The sequence below is a fragment of the Paenibacillus tundrae genome (genome assembly GCF_030812775.1).
Taxonomy (GTDB): domain Bacteria; phylum Bacillota; class Bacilli; order Paenibacillales; family Paenibacillaceae; genus Paenibacillus; species Paenibacillus tundrae_A.
Genome location: NZ_JAUSTI010000003.1, coordinates 141,992 through 165,886 on the forward strand (window position 1 = coordinate 141,992; position 23,895 = coordinate 165,886).

At 43.4% G+C, this 23,895-nt stretch carries 18 protein-coding genes; 17 read left to right on the plus strand and 1 reads right to left on the minus strand.

Going from position 1 to position 23,895, the window contains the following annotated elements:
- Positions 1 to 241: 241 nt before the first annotated feature.
- Positions 242 to 2,272, minus strand: coding sequence for a beta-galactosidase (locus J2T19_RS06415; RefSeq protein WP_307214193.1), 2,031 nt, complete (start codon positions 2,270 to 2,272; stop codon positions 242 to 244).
- A 128-nt stretch (positions 2,273 to 2,400) separates the two neighbouring features.
- Between J2T19_RS06415 and J2T19_RS06420 the strand changes: the two genes are divergently transcribed.
- The 17 genes from J2T19_RS06420 to J2T19_RS06500 all read left to right on the plus strand — a co-directional run bounded on the left by J2T19_RS06420 (position 2,401) and on the right by J2T19_RS06500 (position 23,847).
- Positions 2,401 to 3,234 (plus strand): AraC family transcriptional regulator, encoded by an 834-nt coding sequence (locus tag J2T19_RS06420; protein ID WP_307214194.1) that lies wholly within the window; start codon positions 2,401 to 2,403, stop codon positions 3,232 to 3,234.
- 221 nt (positions 3,235 to 3,455) lie between these two features.
- Positions 3,456 to 4,244: an alpha/beta hydrolase gene (locus J2T19_RS06425; RefSeq protein ID WP_307214195.1), complete on the plus strand. Its 789-nt coding sequence runs from the start codon at positions 3,456 to 3,458 to the stop codon at positions 4,242 to 4,244.
- Positions 4,245 to 4,316: 72 nt separating this feature from the next.
- Complete coding sequence (locus tag J2T19_RS06430) at positions 4,317 to 4,976, plus strand: SGNH/GDSL hydrolase family protein (protein WP_307214196.1); 660 nt, start codon at positions 4,317 to 4,319, stop codon at positions 4,974 to 4,976.
- A gap of 96 nt (positions 4,977 to 5,072) precedes the next feature.
- Entirely contained in the window at positions 5,073 to 5,975 is a 903-nt protein-coding gene (locus J2T19_RS06435) for an SMP-30/gluconolactonase/LRE family protein (protein ID WP_307214197.1), read from the plus strand.
- 468 nt (positions 5,976 to 6,443) lie between these two features.
- Entirely contained in the window at positions 6,444 to 9,530 is a 3,087-nt protein-coding gene (locus J2T19_RS06440; protein ID WP_307214198.1) for a cellulose binding domain-containing protein, read from the plus strand.
- A 289-nt stretch (positions 9,531 to 9,819) separates the two neighbouring features.
- On the plus strand, positions 9,820 to 11,370 hold the full coding sequence (locus J2T19_RS06445; RefSeq protein WP_307214199.1) for a response regulator transcription factor: 1,551 nt from the start codon (positions 9,820 to 9,822) through the stop codon (positions 11,368 to 11,370).
- Positions 11,371 to 11,388: 18 nt separating this feature from the next.
- Positions 11,389 to 13,158 carry a sensor histidine kinase gene (locus tag J2T19_RS06450; protein ID WP_307214200.1) on the plus strand — a complete coding sequence of 590 codons (1,770 nt, stop codon included), beginning with the start codon at positions 11,389 to 11,391 and terminating at the stop codon, positions 13,156 to 13,158.
- Between the two features lie 358 nt (positions 13,159 to 13,516).
- Complete coding sequence (locus J2T19_RS06455) at positions 13,517 to 14,809, plus strand: ABC transporter substrate-binding protein (protein WP_307214201.1); 1,293 nt, start codon at positions 13,517 to 13,519, stop codon at positions 14,807 to 14,809.
- Between the two features lie 146 nt (positions 14,810 to 14,955).
- Entirely contained in the window at positions 14,956 to 15,846 is an 891-nt protein-coding gene (locus J2T19_RS06460) for a carbohydrate ABC transporter permease (protein WP_056701149.1), read from the plus strand.
- On the plus strand, positions 15,839 to 16,669 hold the full coding sequence (locus J2T19_RS06465; RefSeq protein ID WP_145046219.1) for a carbohydrate ABC transporter permease: 831 nt from the start codon (positions 15,839 to 15,841) through the stop codon (positions 16,667 to 16,669). The genes J2T19_RS06460 and J2T19_RS06465 overlap by 8 nt, the downstream gene beginning before the upstream one ends.
- A gap of 157 nt (positions 16,670 to 16,826) precedes the next feature.
- On the plus strand, positions 16,827 to 19,877 hold the full coding sequence (gene lacZ, locus J2T19_RS06470) for a beta-galactosidase, LacZ type (protein ID WP_307214202.1): 3,051 nt from the start codon (positions 16,827 to 16,829) through the stop codon (positions 19,875 to 19,877).
- Between the two features lie 152 nt (positions 19,878 to 20,029).
- On the plus strand, positions 20,030 to 20,335 hold the full coding sequence (locus J2T19_RS06475) for a hypothetical protein (RefSeq protein WP_128101358.1): 306 nt from the start codon (positions 20,030 to 20,032) through the stop codon (positions 20,333 to 20,335).
- A gap of 53 nt (positions 20,336 to 20,388) precedes the next feature.
- On the plus strand, positions 20,389 to 20,673 hold the full coding sequence (locus J2T19_RS06480; protein ID WP_307214203.1) for a hypothetical protein: 285 nt from the start codon (positions 20,389 to 20,391) through the stop codon (positions 20,671 to 20,673).
- Positions 20,674 to 20,758: 85 nt separating this feature from the next.
- Positions 20,759 to 21,055 (plus strand): hypothetical protein, encoded by a 297-nt coding sequence (locus tag J2T19_RS06485; protein ID WP_307214204.1) that lies wholly within the window; start codon positions 20,759 to 20,761, stop codon positions 21,053 to 21,055.
- A 165-nt stretch (positions 21,056 to 21,220) separates the two neighbouring features.
- Entirely contained in the window at positions 21,221 to 22,156 is a 936-nt protein-coding gene (locus J2T19_RS06490) for a LytTR family transcriptional regulator DNA-binding domain-containing protein (RefSeq protein WP_307214205.1), read from the plus strand.
- A 138-nt stretch (positions 22,157 to 22,294) separates the two neighbouring features.
- A complete protein-coding gene (locus J2T19_RS06495) occupies positions 22,295 to 23,140 on the plus strand; it encodes an ABC transporter ATP-binding protein (protein ID WP_307214206.1) in 846 nt (281 codons plus the stop codon).
- Entirely contained in the window at positions 23,137 to 23,847 is a 711-nt protein-coding gene (locus tag J2T19_RS06500; RefSeq protein WP_307214207.1) for an ABC transporter permease, read from the plus strand. The genes J2T19_RS06495 and J2T19_RS06500 overlap by 4 nt, the downstream gene beginning before the upstream one ends.
- Positions 23,848 to 23,895 lie beyond the last annotated feature (48 nt).

Below are 23,895 nucleotides of genomic sequence, written 5' to 3' on the forward strand. Positions count from 1 at the left end.
CGTCCAATTCGAGCTATAATGCACTATTTCCTTCTATACAATGATACGAAAAAACCGTACCCGGCATAGCCGGATACGGGAAGTAGCAGTTCCTGAACTCCGCAGAGAACAGAAGAATATTGCAGATAGCATCGTGATTTTACGATAAAATAGTAGAACTACAGATCAAGAGGTGACAGTTTGTATCGAATAAATTCTTTTGGAAAGATCTTGTTCGATATGATTTTTCTTCGATAAGTTCTTATGAATTACTTTCGAGCAGTTGAACGCCACGTCCCTCAATTTCAACGTTGCCTGTCAGCTCACGATCTGTCAAGAGCTCGCGGAGCTTGGTTGCACCCAAATCATAGGATTGAGTTGAAGCATTGTGGTTCATAACAAATAGGTATTGCTTACCATCTTTGGTGCGTGCGCTAACCTCAACACCTTCCGGAGTTTCCAGTAGGGCATGAATGTTTTTGTCAGCCGCCAGTTGTCCAAGCAGACCATCTAGGAAGCGCTCTTCTGGATCAGAGGCAACATACCACGCTTCCCCTTTACCGAATTTGTTGCGGGTCACGACAGGCATGCCTTGGTAGAAATCTTCTCCATACTCCGCGATGACCTCTGCACCTTCACTGTGCAAGAGATCACATAACATACCGCACTGATAATCCCCTTGCAGATCACCATAGGCTTTTTTGAGCACAATGCTGTTTTTTTGCTCAGGCAATAAAGCATCGATCTCTTCGACCCAAATGCCTAACAACTTGCGAAGCTCTCCAGGATAGCCACCAGTAGTCACCAAATCGCTCTCATTAACAATACCACTGAAGAAGGTTGTCAGGAATGTGCCACCTGCTTCAACGAATTTCTCCAGTTTGTCAGCGAAGCCAGGCTTCACCATGTATAGGACTGGAGCAAGAACGATGTCATATTTACTTAGATCGGTATCCACGCTAACGATATCCACCTGAATATTGCGGCGGAAGAACGCAGCATAGTATTTGTGAATTTGATCTACATAGCTCAGAGCAACTGTAGGGCCACTTGATTTTTCAATCGCCCACCAGTTGTCCCAGTCGAATACAATGGCTACTTTGGATTCAACAGTAGCATCCAATGTTTTGTCGCCAAGTAATTGTAATTCTTTACCGAGCTCAGCAACTTCACGGAATACACGTGTATGCTCATGTCCTACATGCTCAATGACCGCACCATGATACTTCTCACAGGCACCAATGGAGCGACGAAGCTGGAAGAACATGATGGTGTCTGCACCATGTGCAACGGATTGATAACTCCACAGGCGCATTACGCCAGGACGTTTCAGTGAGTTGTAGGGTTGCCAGTTCTGTTGGCTTGGTGTTTGCTCCATTAGCATAAATGGTTGACCGTCCTTCAGTCCTCGCATGAGGTCATGCGCCATTGCGGTGAAACTGAATGGCGTCGCAAGCCCAGGATAGCTGTCCCAAGATACGATATCCATATATTTCGCCCATTTGAAATAGTCCAGTTGTTTGAAAAATCCCATTAGATTCGTAGTTACAACAGAATCCGGGATGTGTTTTTTGATTGCATCATATTCTAGGCGATAACAATCCAGCATGCTGTCAGAGTTGAAACGGGAGTAGTCCAGCGAGATGCCTTGGAATGTAGAATTGTTGTTACCCCAGTGCTCACTTAGGTTACTTGGAAGCACAATCTCGTCCCAATCATAGAAGGTATGTCCCCAGAAGTTGGTATTCCATGCTTTGTTCACTTGATCTAGTGTTTGATAACGTTCTTTCAGATACACACGGAACGCTTTCTCACAGTTGTCACAGTAACAGTCTCCGCCGTATTCGTTGGAGATGTGCCATACCAGAACAGCAGGATGATCCTTGTAACGTTCAGCAAGCTTATCAGCGATTTTCTCTGAATATTTGCGATAGGTCGGACTGTTTGGGCAAGAGTTATGACGGCCACCGAACTTACGTTTACGTCCGTCAGCATCTACACGGAGCACATCCGGATATTTTTTGGCCATCCAAGCTGGATGAGCTGCTGTACTTGTAGCGAGGCATACGTAGACACCGCTTTCATACAAACTATTAATTAATTGGTCAAGACCTTCAAAATTATAAGTAACCTCATCAGGCTGAATTAATGCCCAAGAGAATACGTTGATGGTTGCCATATCAATGCCCGCTAATTTGAACATTCTCAGGTCTTCAAGATGGGTTTCGTGATCCCACTGTTCAGGGTTGTAGTCTCCACCATAGAACATTTTGGGCAATTTGTGACTAATCAATGTGTTCACCTCTTGTATAAGAATAATTGTATAATATATGATTCATATAACATTTAAAATATAAGAAAAGTAATGACGCATATAAGAATATGGAAATGATACAATTGCAATGATGAGGAGAGAAGTATGTGATCATATCAGCTCAGCATGAACGTTACTTTATGACTTCAAGGGATCAGACTCTTCCGCTTTACATCGAGAGCATTGGTTATAATGGGAACCAAGAGAGCGTGAAAAGACCCGCCGGATACCCCTGTTATCACTGGTTGCAGACGGTTAAGGGAGCTGGAGAGTTCAAATTTGCCGGTTCAACCTTAATCTTGGGGGAGTCATCCGGCATATTAATGCCGCCAAACGTGCCTCATGAATACTTGCGCTCCCAAGGCGATTGGGAGACCTTGTATATTACATTTGCTGGGTCGCAATGTTCTGCGATTACGGAGGGGCTTGGTTTGGGAGAGGCGGCTATCTATCAATGGGAAATAGATAGTCCGCCAGAGCATTACGGTAGACAAGTGCTTGGTTCAATAGGAAGTGATCAGGATTTATCTGGACTAGAGGCTTCTGCGGATATGTATCGATTTTTGATTCTATTGAAAAAACATGGCATGAAAGGCAGTCGCTCATCGATCTCACATGCAGTTGAGAGACTCGCCCCGTTAATAGCCTATATGGAGCGGCATTATGCTGATCCAGATATTGGACTGGAAGAGATGGCAGCGATCCTTGGAATCACACCTAGACATCTGAATACTCTATTTAAGCAATCCTTCGGTATGACGGCGTACAGCTATTTTATTCTTTTGCGTGTTCGCAAATCGAAAGAGTTCATGACTGGAGATCGTATGCTAACGATTAAAGAAACGGCTGCCAGGGTTGGTTTCCGTGACGCAAGCCATTTTGTCGCTACATTTCGTCGTATTGAACATGTAACGCCTGAACAATTTCGAACATTATACTAACCTTTATATCTACAATTATGCCAAATCTCACTATGCATGTGGACATAATTCATGTAACCTATAACCACATGACTAGGGAGTTTTGAGACAAGCCCTTAATAATGATGCTGTACAGATATTGATGCTCGAAGCAGGTTGCCGTTATGATGGTATCAATTCCAAAAGTAGTCAGCCTGTGCAAAGGAATGAAACCGTTGTACGGAGAGAAAGGATGAGTTCAATTGACATCAATTATTCCATTATGGGATCACGCTGCACCTTATGCAGCAATTGGGCATGAGGATGAAATGCCTCATTTGATTCCTTTTATTCAACCGGGTTCCGAGAGCGCTATCATTATATGCCCAGGAGGCGGATATGGCTTTCTAGCCGACCATGAAGGCGCTCCAATTGCTGAATTGTTGAATCGTGCGGGCATTAGTGCGTTTGTGCTCAAATATCGCGTGGCACCACATCAGCAACCTGCACCCCTAACAGACGGTCAACGGGCTATCCGATATGTTCGTGCCCACGCAGAAGATTTCGGTATTAACCCTTCTAAAATTGCCGTGCTTGGTTTCTCGGCTGGCGGTCATCTGACAGCTATGCTGGGAACGGTATACGATGAAGGGCAACCCGCGCATGCTGATCCAATTGAACGTGTGAGTTCACGCCCGGATCGAATTATTCTGTGTTATCCGGTCATCACGATGGAATCTTATGGACATGCTGGTTCTCGGGAAAATCTATTAGGTCCTGAGGCTTCAGACGAACTAGTTATAGCGTATAGTGCGGAAAAGCAAGTGAAGGCGGATGCACCTGAAGCATTCATCTGGCATACAAGCGATGATGGAGCGGTTCCTGTCCAAAATAGTTTGCGTTACGCTCTTGCACTAGGCGCACATGGTATTCCGTATGATTTGCACGTGTTTGAGAAGGGCTCTCATGGTTTAGGGCTTGCAGAGGACAATCTGGCTGTAAGCGCTTGGTCTGGACTATGTCTAACCTGGTTGAAAAATCAAGGCTGGTAAATGCTGAGAGTTGAATCTCATCACTATCCTTAACATGCTTCATCATGCCTGAATGCAGAGGAGAAATTGATCATGAAATTTCAAAAAAATGATAAAGTCCTTTTTATCGGAGATTCGATTACAGATTGCGGCCGTGAACATCCTGTCGGAGAAGGAAGCAATGGTCTAGGACACGGTTACGTTGCCCAAGTGTATGCTCTGCTTCGTTCCATATATCCTGAGTTGATGTTACGTGTGCAAAATGTGGGTAATGGTGGGAATACGATTCGTGATCTGAAGCAACGCTGGGATCGGGACGTTCTTGATCTTAAACCAGACTGGTTGACCATCATGATCGGAATTAATGATGTATGGCGTCAATTTGACAATCCATTAGCAACAGACTCACATGTATTCCTTGAGGAATATGAGACCACACTGCGAGAGTTGGTTGCATCGGTTCGTCCAAGTTTAAAAGGTCTTGTGCTTATGACGCCTTATTATTTGGAAGCGAATCCAGAAGATCCAATGCGTGCCACGATGGACATTTATGGTGAAGCTGTACGCAGAGTTGCTGCGGAATTCGATGCAATCTACGTAGACACACAGGCTGCTTTTGCTCCATTCTGGGATCATTATTATACTGCGGTTCTGACGTATGACCGGGTACATCCAGATGCAACAGGTCATATGGTGTTGACGAAGGCGTTTCTAGATGCGGTTGGATTCGAATGGTCAGGTGGAACCAAGTAACGGACAGATTTATTTGTGCAAAAGTTTGCTATATTTCTTTCTTCTCGGCACGGGAACCTGGACTTAAACATGCGCTTATAGAAAGGATGCGATGAAATGAGTAGCTTGAACATTGCGGTACATAGTCATGCGTTGTTGGGAGAAGGTCCAAGCTGGGACGCTGAACAAGGTCGCTTGTTATGGGTCGATATCGAAGGCTTCAAGGTACATGTCTTTGATCCGACTACAGGTAGTGATCAGGCTTATGATGTGGGCGAACATGTAGGAGCCGTTGTTCCTTATCGTAGAGATGAAGTCATCGTGGCTTTGCGAACTGGATTTCATGCCTTTCATCTGGGGACAGGACAACTTCAACGTATCGAAGAAGATCCGGAACACGGCATCGAAACGAACCGTTTCAATGATGGTAAGTGTGATGCCCGTGGAAGATTCTGGGCAGGGACGATGGGGATGGGCAATGGCGATCGAGAAACGGGAGCCTTATATTGTTTAGAGGAAGGTAAGCCAGTTAGAAAAATGGTCGATCATATCTCCACCTCTAATGGTCTGGGCTGGAGTGTGGATCATCGTTCAATGTATTATATAGACACACCTACAAGATCCATAGATCGGTTCGACTATAATTTGGAAGAGGGTACCATCGCCAATCGTACTTCAATTATCTCCATTCCTGAGGAAATGGGTTATCCTGATGGCATGTCAGTAGATGCAGAAGGGATGTTATGGGTCGCGCATTGGGGCGGAGGACGTATTACACGTTGGAACCCTGATACAGCTGAACTGCTTGAACAGATCGTGGTGCCTGCTGATCAGGTGACCTCGTGTTGTTTTGGCGGTATAGACTTGGAAGATCTCTTCATTACGACTGCAAGAATTGGTATCTCCGATGAGCGACTCTTGGAAACCCCAGATGCAGGCTCTGTATTTGTCATTAAGCCAGGAGTGAAGGGGCAGAAAACCAATCGTTATGGCAGCTCCAGTCGTCTAACTAACGAGTAGTGGAGTTGATTGAACAGTAAATTGGCCTATACCTGTTTTTGGATGGATGACTTAGCCATCGATCTCAGCATCATATAGAATATTTTTATCGCATATAAGTAAGACCTTCTTAGGTTAGCCAGTGACTACTGGTTAGCCTTTTTGTTGTATTTTGATACGACAAAAAATTCACCGAAAAAATGAGTGTATGACAAGAATTGGAGCAGGAATTTTATTTTTGCCAACGAATGTTATTTATTGATAATATTTTACATCATTTAAGTCGGTAATGGCGTGCAAGAGAGGTTGTAAATGGTAGGTCTTTAGTTGTTTTTGTAAGCGCTTAATCAAGAGGAAGGAGAGGAGGTGGGGCTTGTTCCAATATGAGGGCATAGGGCTAGAAATACGATATGCTTACGCATTAAGTCATCCTGAGACAGCAGGATTGAACCGGATGTAATGAACATATTGAAGAGGAGGCGAAGTTAAATGAAAACGTTTTTGGGGAAATTGCGGGTGATCAGCCTAACGCTTGTTGTGGCTACAGCATCTTTAGGAATACTGGTAGGTACAACGGAAGCTGCACCATCGGAGCCCTATCAGTGGAAAAGTGTAGTGACAGGTGCGGGTGGTGGCTTTGTTCCCGGGATTATTTTCAATGAATCTGAGAAAGACCTAATCTACGCTCGTACGGATATTGGAGGAGCCTATCGATGGAATCCGTCCAATGAGAGCTGGATTCCGCTGACTGATTTTGTCGGCTGGGACGACTGGAACAAAAATGGGGTAGATGCTCTTGCAACAGATCCAATTGATCCTGATCGGGTATATATGGCTGTTGGAACGTACACCAATTCATGGGATCAAAATAACGGTTCCATCCTCCGATCGACGGATCGAGGTGATACTTGGCAGACAACGACTCTCCCATTCAAGGTTGGCGGTAATATGCCAGGACGTTCGATGGGAGAACGGCTGGTCATTGATCCGAATGATAATCGTATTTTGTACTTTGGTGCGCGAAGCGGCAACGGGCTCTGGAAAAGCACAGATTATGGAGTAACCTGGAGCAAAGTGACGAGCTTTCCGAATCCAGGAACCTACGTACAAGATCCTAGCAACGATTACACCAGTGATATTGTCGGTCTAGCATGGATCACTTTTGATAAAACGACCGGTTCATCAGGACAAGCTACACAGACAATCTACGTAGGTGTGGCTGACCAAAACCAAAGTATCTATCGCAGCACGGATGCAGGTACGACCTGGACGGCGGTTCCAGGCCAACCGACAGGCTTCTTGCCACACCATGGTGTGCTGGATTCGGATGGTAGCCTCTATATCTCATATAGCGACGGAGTAGGTCCGTATGATGGCGAGAAAGGCGACGTGTGGAAGTTTAATACCACAACAGGTGCATGGATCAACATCAGTCCGGTGCCAAGCAGCAGCTCAGATAATTATTTTGGGTATGGTGGACTCACAGTAGATGCACAAAACCCTGGCACGTTAATGGTTGCTACCCTGAACTCATGGTGGCCTGATGCCAATTTGTTTCGCAGTAAGGATGGGGGGAATACCTGGACACGAATCTGGGAATTCGACGGTTATCCCAACCGTAAAATGCGTTATACACAAGACATATCAGCAGCCCCGTGGTTAACATTCGGCGTCAATCCCGCTCCACCGGAAGTGTCTCCTAAGCTTGGATGGATGATCGGTGACCTGGAGATTGACCCCTTTGATTCGGATCGTATGATGTATGGAACGGGTGCAACGATATATGGAAGTGATAATCTAACGAATTGGGATAAAGATACGAAAATTGATATTTCCGTGAAAGCCAAAGGTTTGGAGGAAATAGCTGTACTGGATTTAATCAGTCCACCTAGTGGAGCACATCTAATCAGCGGCGTGGGGGATGTTGCAGGGTTCCGTCATGATGATCTGGATCAAGCCCCTGCAACAATTTTTACGAACCCCAATTATGCTTCAACAGAAAGTCTTGATTTTGCGGAGCTAAGTCCAGGAACGATGGTACGCGTAGGTAAAGCTGATTACAGTGCAGATCCAAATGCCAGATCAATCGGTTTATCTAGCGATGGTGGAACGACGTGGTATAAAGCCAATGCTGAGCCTGCTGGCACAGCAGGGGGTGGCACTGTAGCGATCTCTGCAGATGGAAATCGTCTGGTCTGGAGCACGCCAGATAAAGGTGTGTACTACTCTGCGACGAGTGGTAACTCATGGATCGCAAGCTCTGGCATACCTGCACAGGCTAAAGTCATATCCGACCGTGTTAATCCAAATAAGTTTTATGCATTTGCTGCGGGCAAAATCTACGTAAGTGTCAATGGTGGAGTATCGTTTACGACTTCGGCAGCAACTGGCCTTCCTGTGGATGGTAATTCAGATCTGGATGCCGTTCCAGGCATTGAGGGAGAAATCTGGTTTGCGGGTGGTAATGAGGAAAGTGGCCCTTATGGACTATGGCGTTCTACAGATTCGGGAGCTAGCTTTAGCAAATTGTCTAATGTGGAGGAAGCTGATAGCATTGGTTTCGGTAAAGCAGCTCCCGGACAGGATGTCGTTGCTCTGTACACAATCGCCCAAATTGATGGTACACGTGGCTTCTTCCGTTCAGATGACGGCGGTGCAAGCTGGGTACGCATTAACGATGACCAGCACCAGTATGCTCGTGTAACCACCATTACTGGAGATCCTCGAATTTACGGAAGAGTGTATTTGGGAACCAATGGACGTGGCATCCTATACGCTGATCCAGTTGGTGGGAACAATGGTGGAGGAGGAAATCCTCCTGTATCGAATTCTTCTATTCATCCGTCGACAGCTGAATTTGATCTGGCTACAGAACATCAGGCTGATATTTCGATTAACTTGACACTAAACGGAAATACGTTAAGTTCGATCCGTGTAGGCAACAGTACACTGACCGAAGGTACAGATTATACCGTTTTAGGCAGCCAAGTGATTTTAAGCAAAACGTATCTAGCCACACTACCTGTGGGCAAGACCACATTCCGTTTTGTGTTTAGTGCAGGTAACGATAGCAATTTGAATCTGAATGTTAAAAAAACAACGACACCTCATCCAGAGCCAACGGGTACTGTGCGAATCGAAATGTATAATGCGTCAACAGCCGCAATGGGCAGTTCGATTATTCCTAAGTTTAAGTTAACCAATACAGGTACCACAGCGCTTAATCTGGAAGATGTAAAGATCCGTTATTATTACACCATTAACGGTAATGAACCACAGAACTTTTTCTGTGATTGGGCAACCGTTGGTGGCGCGAATGTGACGGGTACCTTCAGTGCCCTTCCAACACCGGTAACCGGAGCCGATCATGTTCTTGAAATCGGATTTACGAGTACAGCAGGTACACTTGCTCCGGGTCAAAGTACAGAAATTCAAACACGCTTCTCCAAACACAATTGGACTAATTACACGCAGACCGATGACTATTCCTTCGCTAGTAGCCACTCCACATATGAGGATTGGTCTAAAGTAACTGGTTATATTGCTGGAAATCTGCAATGGGGGATTGAACCTTAGTAGGTAATCAAGGTAATATAAGAAGTCCTGAGACGCCAAAATGTTTCAACTTGGCCGGGGCTTCTTTTTTTGTCGAAAAATAGTGTAATATAGGTATATACTATAGGGATCTCTGGTACTTTTGACCTCAGAGGCAAAGGAGAATTATGGAAGCTTCATAGGATATAAAAAGAGGTGTAAATACACTGATTTTTGTGTAACCGCTAACACGTAACTGCGGCATACACGATATGAATAAGGTATAATTTGTAGAGATATAGAGGGAACACTAGATAAGGGGGTCGCGATCATGAACCGGTTGTGTAAGGTATTGATTGTTGACGATGAATTTCTTGTAAGACAAGGGATTAAGCATCATATGAATTGGGAGGCCGAAGGCTTTCAGATCGTAGGCGAAGCCTCCAATGGTGAAGAAGGACTTGAGCAGGTTCGTATGCTGAATCCGGATATTGTTATTACCGACATTGTGATGCCTGTCATGGATGGTGAGATGTTTGTTCGTACATTAAAAGCACGTCATCCACAGATCGAAGTAATCGTACTTAGCAGCTTTAGTGAATTTGAATATGTTCGCTCGACCCTTCAGCATGGAGCGGCAGATTATATTTTGAAACCTAAATTGGATACGAATGAATTGTTAGAGGTGCTTCAGCGCACGGCGGGCAAAATTCCCGAATTGCAGTTTGAACCTTCGCATGATGGTTGGCGTCTTGGACAATTAATGGAGAAAATGCTCTCAGGCTTCACGCTCAGTGAGGATGAAGAGATGGATGTCGTCCAAGAGACGTTTCCGCACACGTGCTTCCGTCTGCTCGTGTTCCGACTTAAGGATTCCACTACGAAGCAGCATACGCTTATAGACAAAGAACAGATGACACTAGCGTTGAAGAGACATCTGCCAGATGTAGAGTGCGCGCTTGTACCAGCTGAAGGTGAGCTGCCAGTTGTACTACTTAATGTTGATCCTGTGAAGGATGATTGGATAGTTGACCGGATCAAACATCTAGCTGTTGACCATGAAGCAGGGGAACCCGGTTCTTCTTGGGCGCTGAGCGATAGCTTTAGTTCTTTTGAAGCGATGGGTGAAGTGTATCGGAATCATCTGGTCAAACTGATGGAGTATCGTTTTTATTTTGAGGATCGTCCTCTCTTGGTGTACAGTGAGCTTCCACCTCTGCATCCAGCTGGTTATCAGTTTAATGTGAATATGTTCTTACAGCATATTAAACGCAATCGCACAGAGGCAGCGAGAGAATATTTGCAGGATCATGCGAAGACTCTTGGTAGAGACTATATTGCAGATGTGTTTGGCATTAAGTCTTTCCTCGGTAATCTCATCTTCAACGTGACGATCACTCTCTCAGATATGGATGTTCAATCCAGCGCGTTAGAAGAGAGCAAGTACACATATTTCAAAAATGTAGACGGGTCAACCACGCTTCGTGAAGCGATAGATGTACTGGATTCATTCATGAGAGAAGTGCAAGCTTGTACTTCTGGTGAAGGTAGTCGTAGAAGTGATCCCAACATGAAGATGTTGTTGGAATATATGCATGAGCATTTTGACCGGCCCCTTGGGCTTGCTGACGTAGCGAAGCATTTTCATTTTAATCCATCGTACTTATCCAGTTATTTCTCTTCTCACAAAAAAGAAGGTTTTAACGAATATCTGAACAAAATTCGAATTGAAAAGGCAGAGGAGCTTCTACGATCAGATGACGTGACTATCTCTGAGATCAGCAGCATGGTAGGTTATTCGGATCATAGTTACTTTTGCAAAGTGTTTAAAAAATTTACCGGACTATCACCAAGCCGATACCGGCGCAAATTCTGGGCTTAAAGTCAGAAGGATTAGATCATGAAGAAATGGATGAATCGTTTATCGAGCCTGGGATTATTCCCTAAATTATTTCTAGTAATGGTCGTCAGCATCGTTCTGGTCTCTGTGCTTATTCTGTGGACGACCATTCATATGTCAACCAACTTATTTACAGATACGTTTAGCATCACGAACTCGAAGGTGCTTAGTCAGATTAAAACGAATTTTGAATCCTTTAATGATGCGATTGCGGCTGTAGCCAATAATGTAACGCAAAGTGGGGCGATCCGAGGATTCTTGTCCGAGGGAGATGGAGATTCCATCTCCATGGCCAAATCGTTCTATAATATGCGGGAGATCATGAATCGTGTTCAATCTATAACGGAGTCATACGAAGTGGGGATTACAATCATAGGCATTAATGGGCGCAGTTATTCCACCAATCGTGCTCATCTCCAGATGTCAGTGGATGAATTGAAGCAGGAGCCGATTACTGTGAAAGCAGCAGAAGCACCAAGTCGCCTTATTTTTGATGATTTTCTCAATGACACGGATTATGGCAAACAACAGATGATCGCTGCTACAAAGGCACTGACAGATCGAACGCGGAGTCGGATCTACGGAACGGTGTATGTCACTATGAGGGAAGATGCGTTCCGGCAGTTCTATGCCAGCTTTACAAGTCGAGGTAATGATGTCGTCATCATGAACGAAAAAGGCGAGATCGTGTCTTCTAATCGGGAGGATTGGATCGGAACAACACAGCAGGAGTTGCTGTCTTACGCTCAGGAGATGAACGGAAGTTCCTCCAAAAACATTAATGCACGTGTAATGGGACAGGATAGCATCATTTTGTCCGAGTATCTGCCTTTCTATCGATTCTACCTGGTTAATGTGGTGGATAAAGATCTCGCTATGGGTCAACTCATCGATATGAAGACCGTAGCTCTTATCTGTGCTGCTATTGTAGTAGGTGCCTTAATTCTGGTATTCCTGATTACAAGTCAGATTACCAAGTCTCTGCGTAGATTGGTGAAGCAGATGTCCAACATTACGAAGAGTGATCTCGACAACTATATCCCGGTAAGTGGTAGTTACGAGAGCAAGCAACTAGGTCATGCGTATAACTACATGCTTGATGAACTCCATGATTACGTGGATCAGTTAGTACAGACACAACGAGATCAGCGTAATGCAGAACTTGCGGCCTTACAGAGCCAGATTAACCCACACTTCTTGTACAACACACTCGCTTCTGTCAAAGTCCTAGTGCAGCAGGGCAATAAGGATCGCGCAGCAGAAACGATTAATGCACTTATTGGACTGCTACAGAATACGATCAGCGATGTAAGTGAGACGGTCACAGTCGAACAAGAAGTGGAGAATCTGAAGAACTACGTCTTCATCAATCACGTTAGATATGGAGGGCGGATCAAAGCAGCCTTCTATGTGGCTCCTGATTGTAATCACTATCATGTACCTAAGCTCGTCATTCAGCCTTTTATCGAGAATGCCTTTTTCCATGGATTTATCAAGAAGGAAACAGGTACAATTCATGTCCTGGTCTCTAGAGCAGGCGAATCACTTATCTGCGAAATTATGGACAATGGTGACGGGATCGAAGGGCTTAATATGGGCGAGACGTTACCTAACCCGAAAAATAACCGTCAACTATTCAGTGGTATTGGTATTCGTAATGTACACGACCGGATCGAGCTATTATATGGGGCACCCTATGGTGTCACGATTATGAGTAATGTGGGAGAAGGAACACGAGTTACCGTTACTCTTCCTTTGATTACGAACTGAATAAATGGCGTTTAATCAATAGAATCATTGCTATCTCGCAGTGTTGTCTGAAGCCCCTCGTTCTCTGGAAGCGTTAGAGAATGAGGGGCTTTTATATGCTTTATTTAAAATGAAAATACACATTTGTAATATATCTAGATTGAAAAATTACAAAATCAAAAGAAATTACAAAAAACTAAATTTAGTGCAAGCGGTTTCTGTAAAGGTTTTCATTGTGGTAATAAGATGACAAATCCGTACAAAATTATTACTAACGAATGAAGATATGGGAATGATAAGATGAATACATCGGAAGCAACCGCTTTCAGAAAACGCAAACAAATTTACACACAAAGAGGTCGAAGGGGAGTTGAATGATTTGAAAAAAATGTGGGTATTGATGCTCGCTACAGTATTGTTATTGTCCGCATGTTCATCCGGCGGTGACGGAGGTTCTGCAGCTGGTGGTGGTGACGAGAAAGCAAACGAAATCACAATTTGGGCTTGGGACAAAGCATTTAACGTTGCAGCAATGGAAACTGCAAAAGAAGCATATGCAAAAGAAAATCCTGATTTGAAAGTAAATATCATTGAGTACGCGCAAGCGGACATCATTCAAAAGCTGAACACTGGACTTAACTCCGGGACAAGCAGCGGTCTTCCAAACATCGTTCTGATTGAAGACTACCGTGCGCAAAGCTTCCTGAATGCATACCCTGATGCGTTCAAAGATTTGTCTTCCAACATCACAGCTTCCGATTTTGCAGATTACAAACTCGGACCAACAGCTTTTGATGGCAAACAATACGGAGTTCCATTTGACTCTGGTGTTGCAGGTCTTTACTACAGAACAGACTTGCTTGAGCAAGCAGGTTACCAAGCTGCTGACTTGCAAGACATCACTTGGGATGACTACATCGAAATTGGTAAAGCTGTAAAAGAAAAAACAGGTAAAGAACTTCTTTCTCTTGATCCAAATGACCTCGGAATCATTCGTATGATGATTCAAACAGCAGGCAAATGGTATTCAGCAGAAGATGGTAAAACACCTGACCTGGCAAACAATGCTGCTCTGAAAGAAGCTTTCACGACTTACAAAGCGATGATGGATGCAAACATTGTTAAATTGCACTCTGACTGGAGCCAATTCATTGCAAACATGAATAATGGTAGCGTAGCTTCAGTTCCTACTGGTAACTGGATTTCACCATCTATCCGTCAAGAAGCTTCCCAATCTGGCCAATGGGCTGTAGCTCCTATGCCGAAAATGGCTGGTCAACCAAACTCTGTACACGCAACAAACTTGGGTGGTAGCTCATGGTATGTAATGGACGTTCCTGGTGCAGATCAAGCAGCTGACTTTGTGGCAAAAACATTTGGTTCTGACAAACAATTGTATCAAGATTTGTTGAACAACATCGGTGCAATCGGTACGTACAAACCAGCAGTTGATGGCGATGCTTATGCTAAAGCAGATGAGTTCTTCAGTGGACAAAAAATCTTCACTGATTTCGCTAAATGGACTACAGAAATTCCAAGCGTAAACTATGGTATCAACACTTATGCAATCGAAGATATCCTGGTTGTTGAAATGCAAAACTTCCTGAACGGCAAAGCGATTGACGACGTTCTGGCGGATGCACAAAAACAAGCTGAAGCACAATTTAACTAAGATATCCAAGGTAACTTATAGAACCCAATGAAACATCGGAGCCATCTCCCATGTCCGGCACAAGTTGAACTGAACCGGACACGGCGAGAGGCTCTGTGGGTTCTACCCATGTTCCATGGAGAGAGAGGAGCCATACTGTGAAAGCCATGAATACAGGAGACAGTCTCCAAAAGAAAAATAATTTGACTGGATGGGCTTTTGTTTTGCTGGCTGTTGTCGGAATTGTTGCATTTTACTTCTATCCGATGGTCCAAGCGCTGCTCTTATCTTTCAAGTCTGGTGTAGGAGCCAATCTTGAATTTACGGGCCTTTCTAACTACAAAAGATTGTTCATTGATACAACGTTCCGTACAGCATTATTCAATACGTTCATTTACTTGATTATTCAAGTTCCTGTAATGATTATTCTCGGTTTGTTTATTTCCGTATTGCTGAATGACAGCACATTGCGCTTCCGGAGCTTCTTCCGTACAGCGATTTTCTTGCCTTGTGTAACTTCACTTGTAGCTTACTCTGTTGTATTCAAATATTTGTTTGCTCCAGACGGTATGGTTAACCAAGCATTAATGGGCTTGCACATTATTGGCGATCCTATTCAATGGATTACAGACCCGTTCTGGGCTAAAATTACGATCATAATCGCCGTTACTTGGCGTTGGACCGGATATAATATGATTTTCTATCTGTCATCTTTGCAAAACATCGATCAATCGATCTATGAAGCAGCAAGAATTGACGGAGCTAATGCATTCACTCAATTCTTCAAAATTACTGTCCCTTTGCTTAAACCGATTATCCTCTTCACATCGATCACATCAACGATTGGTACACTGCAAATCTTCGATGAGATTATGAATATTACCAAAGGTGGTCCAGGTAATGCGACCATGTCGATCTCACAATATATCTACAACCTTTCGTTCAAATATTCACCAGACTTCGGTTATGCAGCTACAGTTTCGTATTCCATCGTAATTTTGATCATTATTTTGTCCATTATCCAGTTTAAAGTGGCAGGTGATAATAAAAATGGCTAAAGCTAAAGCAAAACGGATTTTCACATACGTGTTCTTATCCATCGTCGCCTTTGTATCCATTTTCCCATTTTTCTGGATGCTGGTCAGTGCAACAAATGCATCAGTTGATGTAACGAAGGGTAGATTGCTGCCAGGTTCAGCTTTCCTTGATAACTTCAGCAAATTGCTTGATTCGACAAATCTAGTGCAGGCTTTGGGGAACTCAGCTCTGATTTCAATCATCTCCACTGTGCTTGCATTGCTAATCGGCTCCATGGCTGGTTATGGTTTCGAAGTATATCGCACGAAGTCCCGTGATATCGTGTTTAATATTCTATTGTTGTCCATGATGATTCCATTTGCAGCGATCATGGTACCACTATATCGTATGTTCGCAACGATCTCTGGAGTTACTCCAGTTATCGGAATTAACACGATGGCAGCTGTTATCCTGCCAACGATTGCAACAGCGTTCCTGATCTTCTTCTTCCGTCAGAACACCAAAATGTTCCCGAAAGATCTGCTGGAAGCTGGTCGTATTGATGGTCTGAGTGAACTTGGGATCTTCCTGAAGATCTACATGCCAACAATGAAAACAACATATGCAGCAGCTGCAATCATTACGTTCATGAGCAGCTGGAATAACTATCTGTGGCCGCTCATTGTGTTACAGACACCTGATCAACAGACCATTCCATTGCTGATCTCCAACCTCGGTGCAGGTTATGCTCCTGATTACGGAGTAATCATGACAGCGATTGTTATCGCAACACTGCCTACAGCAATCGTATTCTTCATTATGCAGAAACATTTTGTTGCAGGTATGGTTGGTTCCGTTAAATAATGAAAACAGCATAAGCTGTCCAATATGGACAGAGTGCAAGAAGAGGGAAGAGGACGCCAGAGATGGCGTGCCTCTGTCTTTCTGTTTGTTTATGGAAATAGTTGTGTTGAGAGTATATAAAACAAGCAAATTTTCGTTCTAAAGGGAGAGAGAGCCGATGAAAGCAACACAAGCAGATATCAATTGGTTGGGAGACGTTAGTGTATTTGAGGTGAACCGTCTTCATGCATACTCTGATCACCGGTACTATAGAACAATGGAAGAAGCTGTTACTTCAGGTCAAATGAACATGCGTTATGATCTGAACGGAACCTGGAAATTTAACTATGCGGTTCGTCCAGACAGCCGTCCTGAGTTTTTCTACAAGTCCGACTTCTCCAGTGAGGGTTGGGATGATATTGAAGTTCCAGGCCATATTCAGCTTCAAGGATACGGTCAGATGCAATATGTAAATACTCAGTATCCATGGGATGGATTGAATGAACTGCGTCCACCAGCATTGCCACTAGACAAAAATCCAGTCGGAAGTTATATTCGTTCATTCCACCTGCCAACAGGCTGGCAGAACAACCCTGTATATATTTCGTTCCAAGGTGTAGAGTCTGCATTCTATGTGTGGCTTAACGGGCAATTCGTAGGATACGGTGAGGATAGCTTTACACCATCAGACTTCGATCTTACACCATTCCTTCAGGACGGTGAGAACAAGCTAGCGGTTGAAGTTTACCAACGTAGTACAGGTAGCTGGCTGGAGGATCAAGACTTCTGGCGTTTCTCCGGTATCTTCAGAGATGTGTATCTGTACACCGTACCTGCTGCTCATGTTCGCGATGTACATGTTCGCACCGATCTGGACAAAACGTACACCAATGGTACGTTGCAGGTTAATCTGAAGCTTGAAGGTCAAGCGGCTGCAGGAGCTAAGATTGAAGCTGAACTCCGTGATGCAGAAGGAAACACAGTCAAAACGTTCGCATCCGATGTGAAAGACGGGCTGGTTAGCCTTCGTGAAGAGATCGGTAAAGTGAACCTGTGGAGTGCAGAGATTCCGTACTTGTACCGTCTCTATATTCGTGTATATGATGCCAATGGAGCACTGGTTGAAGTCGTTCCTCAGGCTGTTGGATTCCGTACATTTGAAATGATTGACAAAGTGATGCACATCAATGGTAAACGCATCGTGTTCAAAGGTGTGAATCGCCATGAGTTCAACCCGCGTCGTGGACGTGCTGTGACGAAGGAAGATATGTTATGGGATGTTCGTACGATTAAACAGAACAATATGAATGCTGTACGTACATCACACTATCCGAACCAAAGTCTGTGGTATGAGCTGTGTGATGAATACGGACTGTATGTTATTGATGAAATGAACTTGGAGACACACGGTTCTTGGCAGAAACTTGGTGCGGTTGAGCCTTCTTGGGTTATTCCAGGTGACAAACCAGAGTGGCATGATATCGTTATGGATCGCGCAATCTCCATGGTTGAACGAGATAAAAACCATCCGTCGATTATTATCTGGTCTTGCGGTAACGAATCCCATGGTGGTGAAGTGATCTATAAAGTATCCCAATACTTTAAATCTGCTGACCCAACACGTCTGGTTCATTATGAAGGTGTCTTCCATGATCGTCGCTTCAACGATACAAGTGATATGGAATCACGCATGTATGCGAAGCCGGCTGACATTGAGGAGTTCCTTAACGCTAACCCAGACAAGCCGTATATTAGCTGTGAGTATATGCATGCTATGGGTAACTCCATTGGTGGTATGCATAAATACACCGAGCTAGAAGACAAGTATCCAATGTACCAAGGTGGCTTCATCTGGGATTACATTGATCAATCCGTATATAAGAAAGATCGTTATGGTAAAGAATTCCTTGCTTACGGTGGAGATTTCGGAGATCGTCCTTCAGACTATTCCTTCTGTGGCAACGGCATTGTACATGCAGACCGTAAAGTGACTGCTAAAATGCAGGAGGTTAAATTCCTGTATCAAAACATTAAGCTCTTCCCAGATCGTAATGCGGTTAAAATTGTGAATGATAATCTGTTCGCAGATACATCTGCACTTGAACTGGTTTACAGCTTGGAGCGCGAAGGTCATGAAGTCGTTCGTGGTACGTTAGATGTGAATGTTCAACCGCAAAGTGAGACGGTGGTGAACCTTCCAATTGATGTGGAAGGACTATCCGCGGCTGAATATGCTGTGAATACAGCATTCGTTCTGAAATCTGCTACATTGTGGGCAGACCAAGGAGAAGAGGTTGCATTCGGACAATTTATTTTCCAACAAGAGAATAGCTCAAATGAGACTACTTCCGTTGATGCAAATCAAGTTCATGAGATTCGTGTGGTAGAAGGCGATGTTCACATCGGGGTACGTGTTGGACAGACACATGTCTTGTTCTCCAAAGCTTTTGGAACACTCGTATCACTTCAATTCTCAGGACGTGAAACGATTGCTCAACCTCCACTGCCATTGTTCTGGCGTGCAACGACAGACAATGACAAAGGAACAGCAATGGGCTTCGAGCTTGGCGCATGGTATGCAGCAAGTTTGATGCCAAGATGTGTAGAGTGGAAAGCAGAACAGCAATCCAACGCGTACCGTATTGAATTCACTTATAAGCTGAACATCTCCGCTGATGTGCAAGTGAAGGTTGCTTATACCGTACGTAATGATGGAAGTGTGCATGTGCATAACACATACAAAGGAACAGCGGGATTGCCTGAGCTTCCAATCCATGCACTGTCCTTCAAAACATCACCAGAATTCAGCAATGTCGAGTGGCTCGCACTCGGACCAGAAGAGAACTATGCTGACCGTGCTTTCGGCGCGCGTCTGGGTATCCATGCAAGTACTGTTGCGGATACAGTTGCTCCTTACCTTGTTCCACAGGAGTCCGGTAATCGTACAGGCGTACGCTGGGCAAAAGTAACGGATCATGCGGGACGTGGATTCAAAATCGAAGCAGCTTCTGCTCCGGTTGAACTCAACGTTTCTCCATATACAGCATTTGAGTTGGAAAATGCACAACACGCGTATGAGTTGCCTCCTGTGCACTATACTGTCGTGACTGTTGCTGGTAAACAAATGGGTGTCGGCGGTGACGATAGCTGGGGAGCACCGGTTCATCCAGAGTACCGAATTGCATCCAATGGTGAATTGGAATTCGAATTCGTAATTCGTTCACTTTAATCAAAATAAGTAGTAAAGAGGTCTCCATCCGATGGAGGCCTCTTTCTTTAGGTGTAGGCTAAGGCGGACGAACATTTTTCCATTGAAACCGTATCCAGACAAACTCGTATTAAATTAGATAGTAGACATCGCATAATGGGGGGGATCACATGATGAGTAGAAAAGCGAAAACGGGAGTATGGGTTACTTCTTTAGCTGTACTAGGTATTATCGTGGGGTGCTTCATATGGTATTTCAATACCGCTTCTGGAGAACGTGCACTCAAAACGATGAGATCGAATAATGCGGGTGGTCTTGAACGTGTAGTGAAAGTGTACAGCGATTCGGGTGAGTTGATCCATACGTACGAGGGCAAAATCGATCTACAAGATACGGAGTATGGCAATAAAGTATTATTTGATCTGGATGGTAAACGTATTGTTATCTATAATGCGACGGTAATCAGTGAGGAGAAGTGATGTAATTATTAATGTAACGGATGTAATCCCTTCTTCTGAGAGGAGGCATGGGTGTGAACACAGGAATAGTGCTGCTTACGATACTAGGCATGATTGCCTTTTACGGTCTGATTGGATATTTTCTGATCGGATATGTGGCTAGGAAAATCTGGAGGCACTCTTTAGATCGTTATCAAATTATACAGATTCTCCTTGTTCTATCCATCGTATTTGTCATTGTGCAAGCCATTCGATATCAAAGTTGGGCTTTGGCCTTACCTATAACAGGTATTCTGGTGCCTATGATTAGTATGATGACAACGTATAGGAGAAAACAAGCAAAAAAGAATATGGAATAAACATAAACGTCAAAGCAGATGGTAGAATTTTTATTTTATTGGTAAGATAGGGGGAATAGATGCGGAATAAGGCGGGAACTAAGAAATGTATCTTTTGTCTGGAATCATCGTATTGTTAGGTGGAATAACGATGTTGGTCTTGTGCTGTGTGCTGGTATACTTCTTCATATCTCTTGTTTCTCGCAAAGGCTTTAAGCGGGTGCTGCAAAAACATGAAATTATCGAAATCATGGTATGGACGGGGTTGATTCTCCTGTCGTTGCTGTTGATTGTACAACAATTATGGTTTGTGCTCACACCTGTCGTGATTTTGATGGTAGCAATGCGTAACTTACAGCGTAATAATCTTAAATTCAAAGCTATGCTTGGCGAAGACAAGTAGATAGGACTCCATTTACACAAGACACACAGCAGATTAACAAGTGAAGGTTGACTAAATGATCTATATTAGTCGGCCTTTTTTTGATATGGAACTAGGTAAGTAGACTCCTAAAATTGAAATGATAAGGGTTTACATAATTTATGGAATATTGATCTGGAGGGTATTATGCAATTTGAACCAATCTACACGCATGGAAAATTAACGATACCAAAGATCGAGCTCAATCTGGAAAACAATCCATTGGTTGGTGTTATAACCGACTTGAAACGAAAGCAACTTTTGATGGATCAATTGGTCGATCATACGCAGTATCATTTATTTCGAGTACAACAGGGCGAATACATGAATCTGAGGGTAGAAGAGCTAATTACGTTTCTAATCCGGGTAACGGAAAGGACGGATCGTGTTGCTACTTTAATCAATTATTTTGGCTTAAATGAAGAGCGGAAAGTGAAGATTAAGAATCTAAACTCATCCAGAAGGATGTATGTGACATTGCTGCGCGTATTTTTTGCACATCAGCCTACGCTAGTATTAGAAGAACCTTACTTTTATCTGGAAGAGGAAGATCGTCGTCATTTCAAGCGCATTTTAGATGATCTTGCAAAAGAGAAGCAAATATTGATTCTGACATCCAATCTAGAGGATGCCATGATCTCCTGTGATTCGATCTATCGTCTGAACGAAGCGGGATTTCATCCACTGGACATTCGTGATACAGAAGTGGATGAACAGGGGGCACAGGAACCAGATCCCTCGAACATCACTCTGCAGAAAATTTATACGAAAAAGAATGACAAAGTTATCTTATTTAACCCGCCTGAAATCGATTATATAGAAAGTCTGAATGGTTCGATTCTTGTCCATGTTGGTGGAGAAGGTTTTGTCTGTGCTCTGACGTTAAGCGAGCTTGAGCAGCGATTGTTGAATTTCGGATTTTTTAGATGTCATCGTTCCTACATCGTGAACCTACAAAAAGTTAGAGAGATTATTACCTGGACGAAGAATAGCTATAGCTTGAGATTAAATACAGGCGAAGATGCGGTAGTCCCATTATCTCGTTCCAAATTACAAGAATTAAAAGCACATCTCAGTATTTGATTTCCGGGGAAATAAAGAATCCATTTAGCCCATATGGGTACCATTCAGAAGCGAACAGCTACATTTCAGCGAGTTTTGATGGTCGATGGCATGTAATCTTTATATGCTGAAGACATCAACATTGAGGAAGTGATCTGAATGGACATAATTCAAGTCGAGCATATTCGAAAGAGTTTTGGTGATAAAGACGCATTATCAGATATTTCTTTTTCTATTCCCAAAGGTGAAATTTTTGGTTTTCTTGGCCCAAGTGGTTCAGGAAAAACAACATTAATGAAGATATTAACTGCGCAGTTAACCCCGACCAGTGGAGAGGCTAAGGTGTTTAACCAGTCGGCATCGATGATGTATCAGTCTGCTCAGAAGATGCGTTTCGGTATATTATCCGATAATAGTGGGCTATATCAGAGGTTGACAGTAGAGGAGAATCTAGAGTTATATCGTCAGTTATATGATCTCTCTCCTTCGTCGATTGAAACAGTAATGCAATTCGTGAACTTAAGTGGAGAACGCAATAAAAAGGTTCATCTCTTGTCGAAAGGAATGCGTCAGCGTGTTCTTTTGGCATGTGCGGTGATCCATGAGCCGGAATTATTATTTTTGGATGAACCTACCTCTGCTTTAGATCCAGTGAATTCTTTACATATCTATAAAGGGCTACGGTACTTAAACGAAAAAGGAACAACGATCTTTCTAACAACACATGACATGGCTGAAGCTGAATTGTTATGTGATCGTATAGCGATTTTGTATAAAGGAAAGATTCAAACCATTGGAATGCCCAAGGAGCTAAAAAAACAACATCGGGAAAACGTCATATCTGTCGATTTATTAAATGGAGAATCGTTCGAACTTCCAATGAATGCACAAACAGCTAATCTCATTGCAGATTGGATGAAACAAGCATTAATTGATCGTATAGAAACGAAAGAGCCAAGTCTTGGCGAGATCTTTATCAAACTGACAGGAAGTGAGTTACTATGAGTATCTCATTGAAACGTATTCAAGCGATATTTATCAAGGATTACAAAGAGTTTTCACGTAATTATGCAATCTCCATCACGTTGATGGTTCCCATTATGCTCGCACTGGTTTTTCGTGAGATAGGTTCATCAGCTCCAGAAGCGCTCGGTTTTCTTTTAAATATTTCGTTTGTATTAATAACATGCTTTGTTCAAGCGTGCCTGATTGCGGAAGAAAAAGAACGTAACACTTTGCGTTCGTTAATGATGACTCCGTCCACAACTACAGATATTTTAATCGGCAAAAGTGTACTCGTTTTTGTCATGTCTTTTGTTGTTCTAACTATAGCTACATTGATATTTGGTTATCAGCCAGCCAATTTCTGGGTTACTTTAGTCGCATTCATTTTATCGATTATGTTATACATAGCAATCGGAACGATATGTGGTTTGTTCTCCAGAACGTTGCTCGAAGCATCTTTATCTATCATTCCTGTCACGATTGTATTTACAGCAGCACCAGGTAGGGTGTTATTAGATGAGAGATTTGCGATGTTCAAAGTGCTGGATTACATGCCAAGTAGTCAGCTAGTACATTTATTAAGTATCTCTCCTACGGGCTATACGGTGGAAGAACTAGTGAAACCACTGATCATTATTCTACTATGGACGGTTGGTTTAACAATTGTATCTGTAATTCTATATGAGCGACGGTTAAAGGATGAGTAGATAAATAAATGCGTTTGCAGCGCTCTAATTTAACTCACGTTAATCATC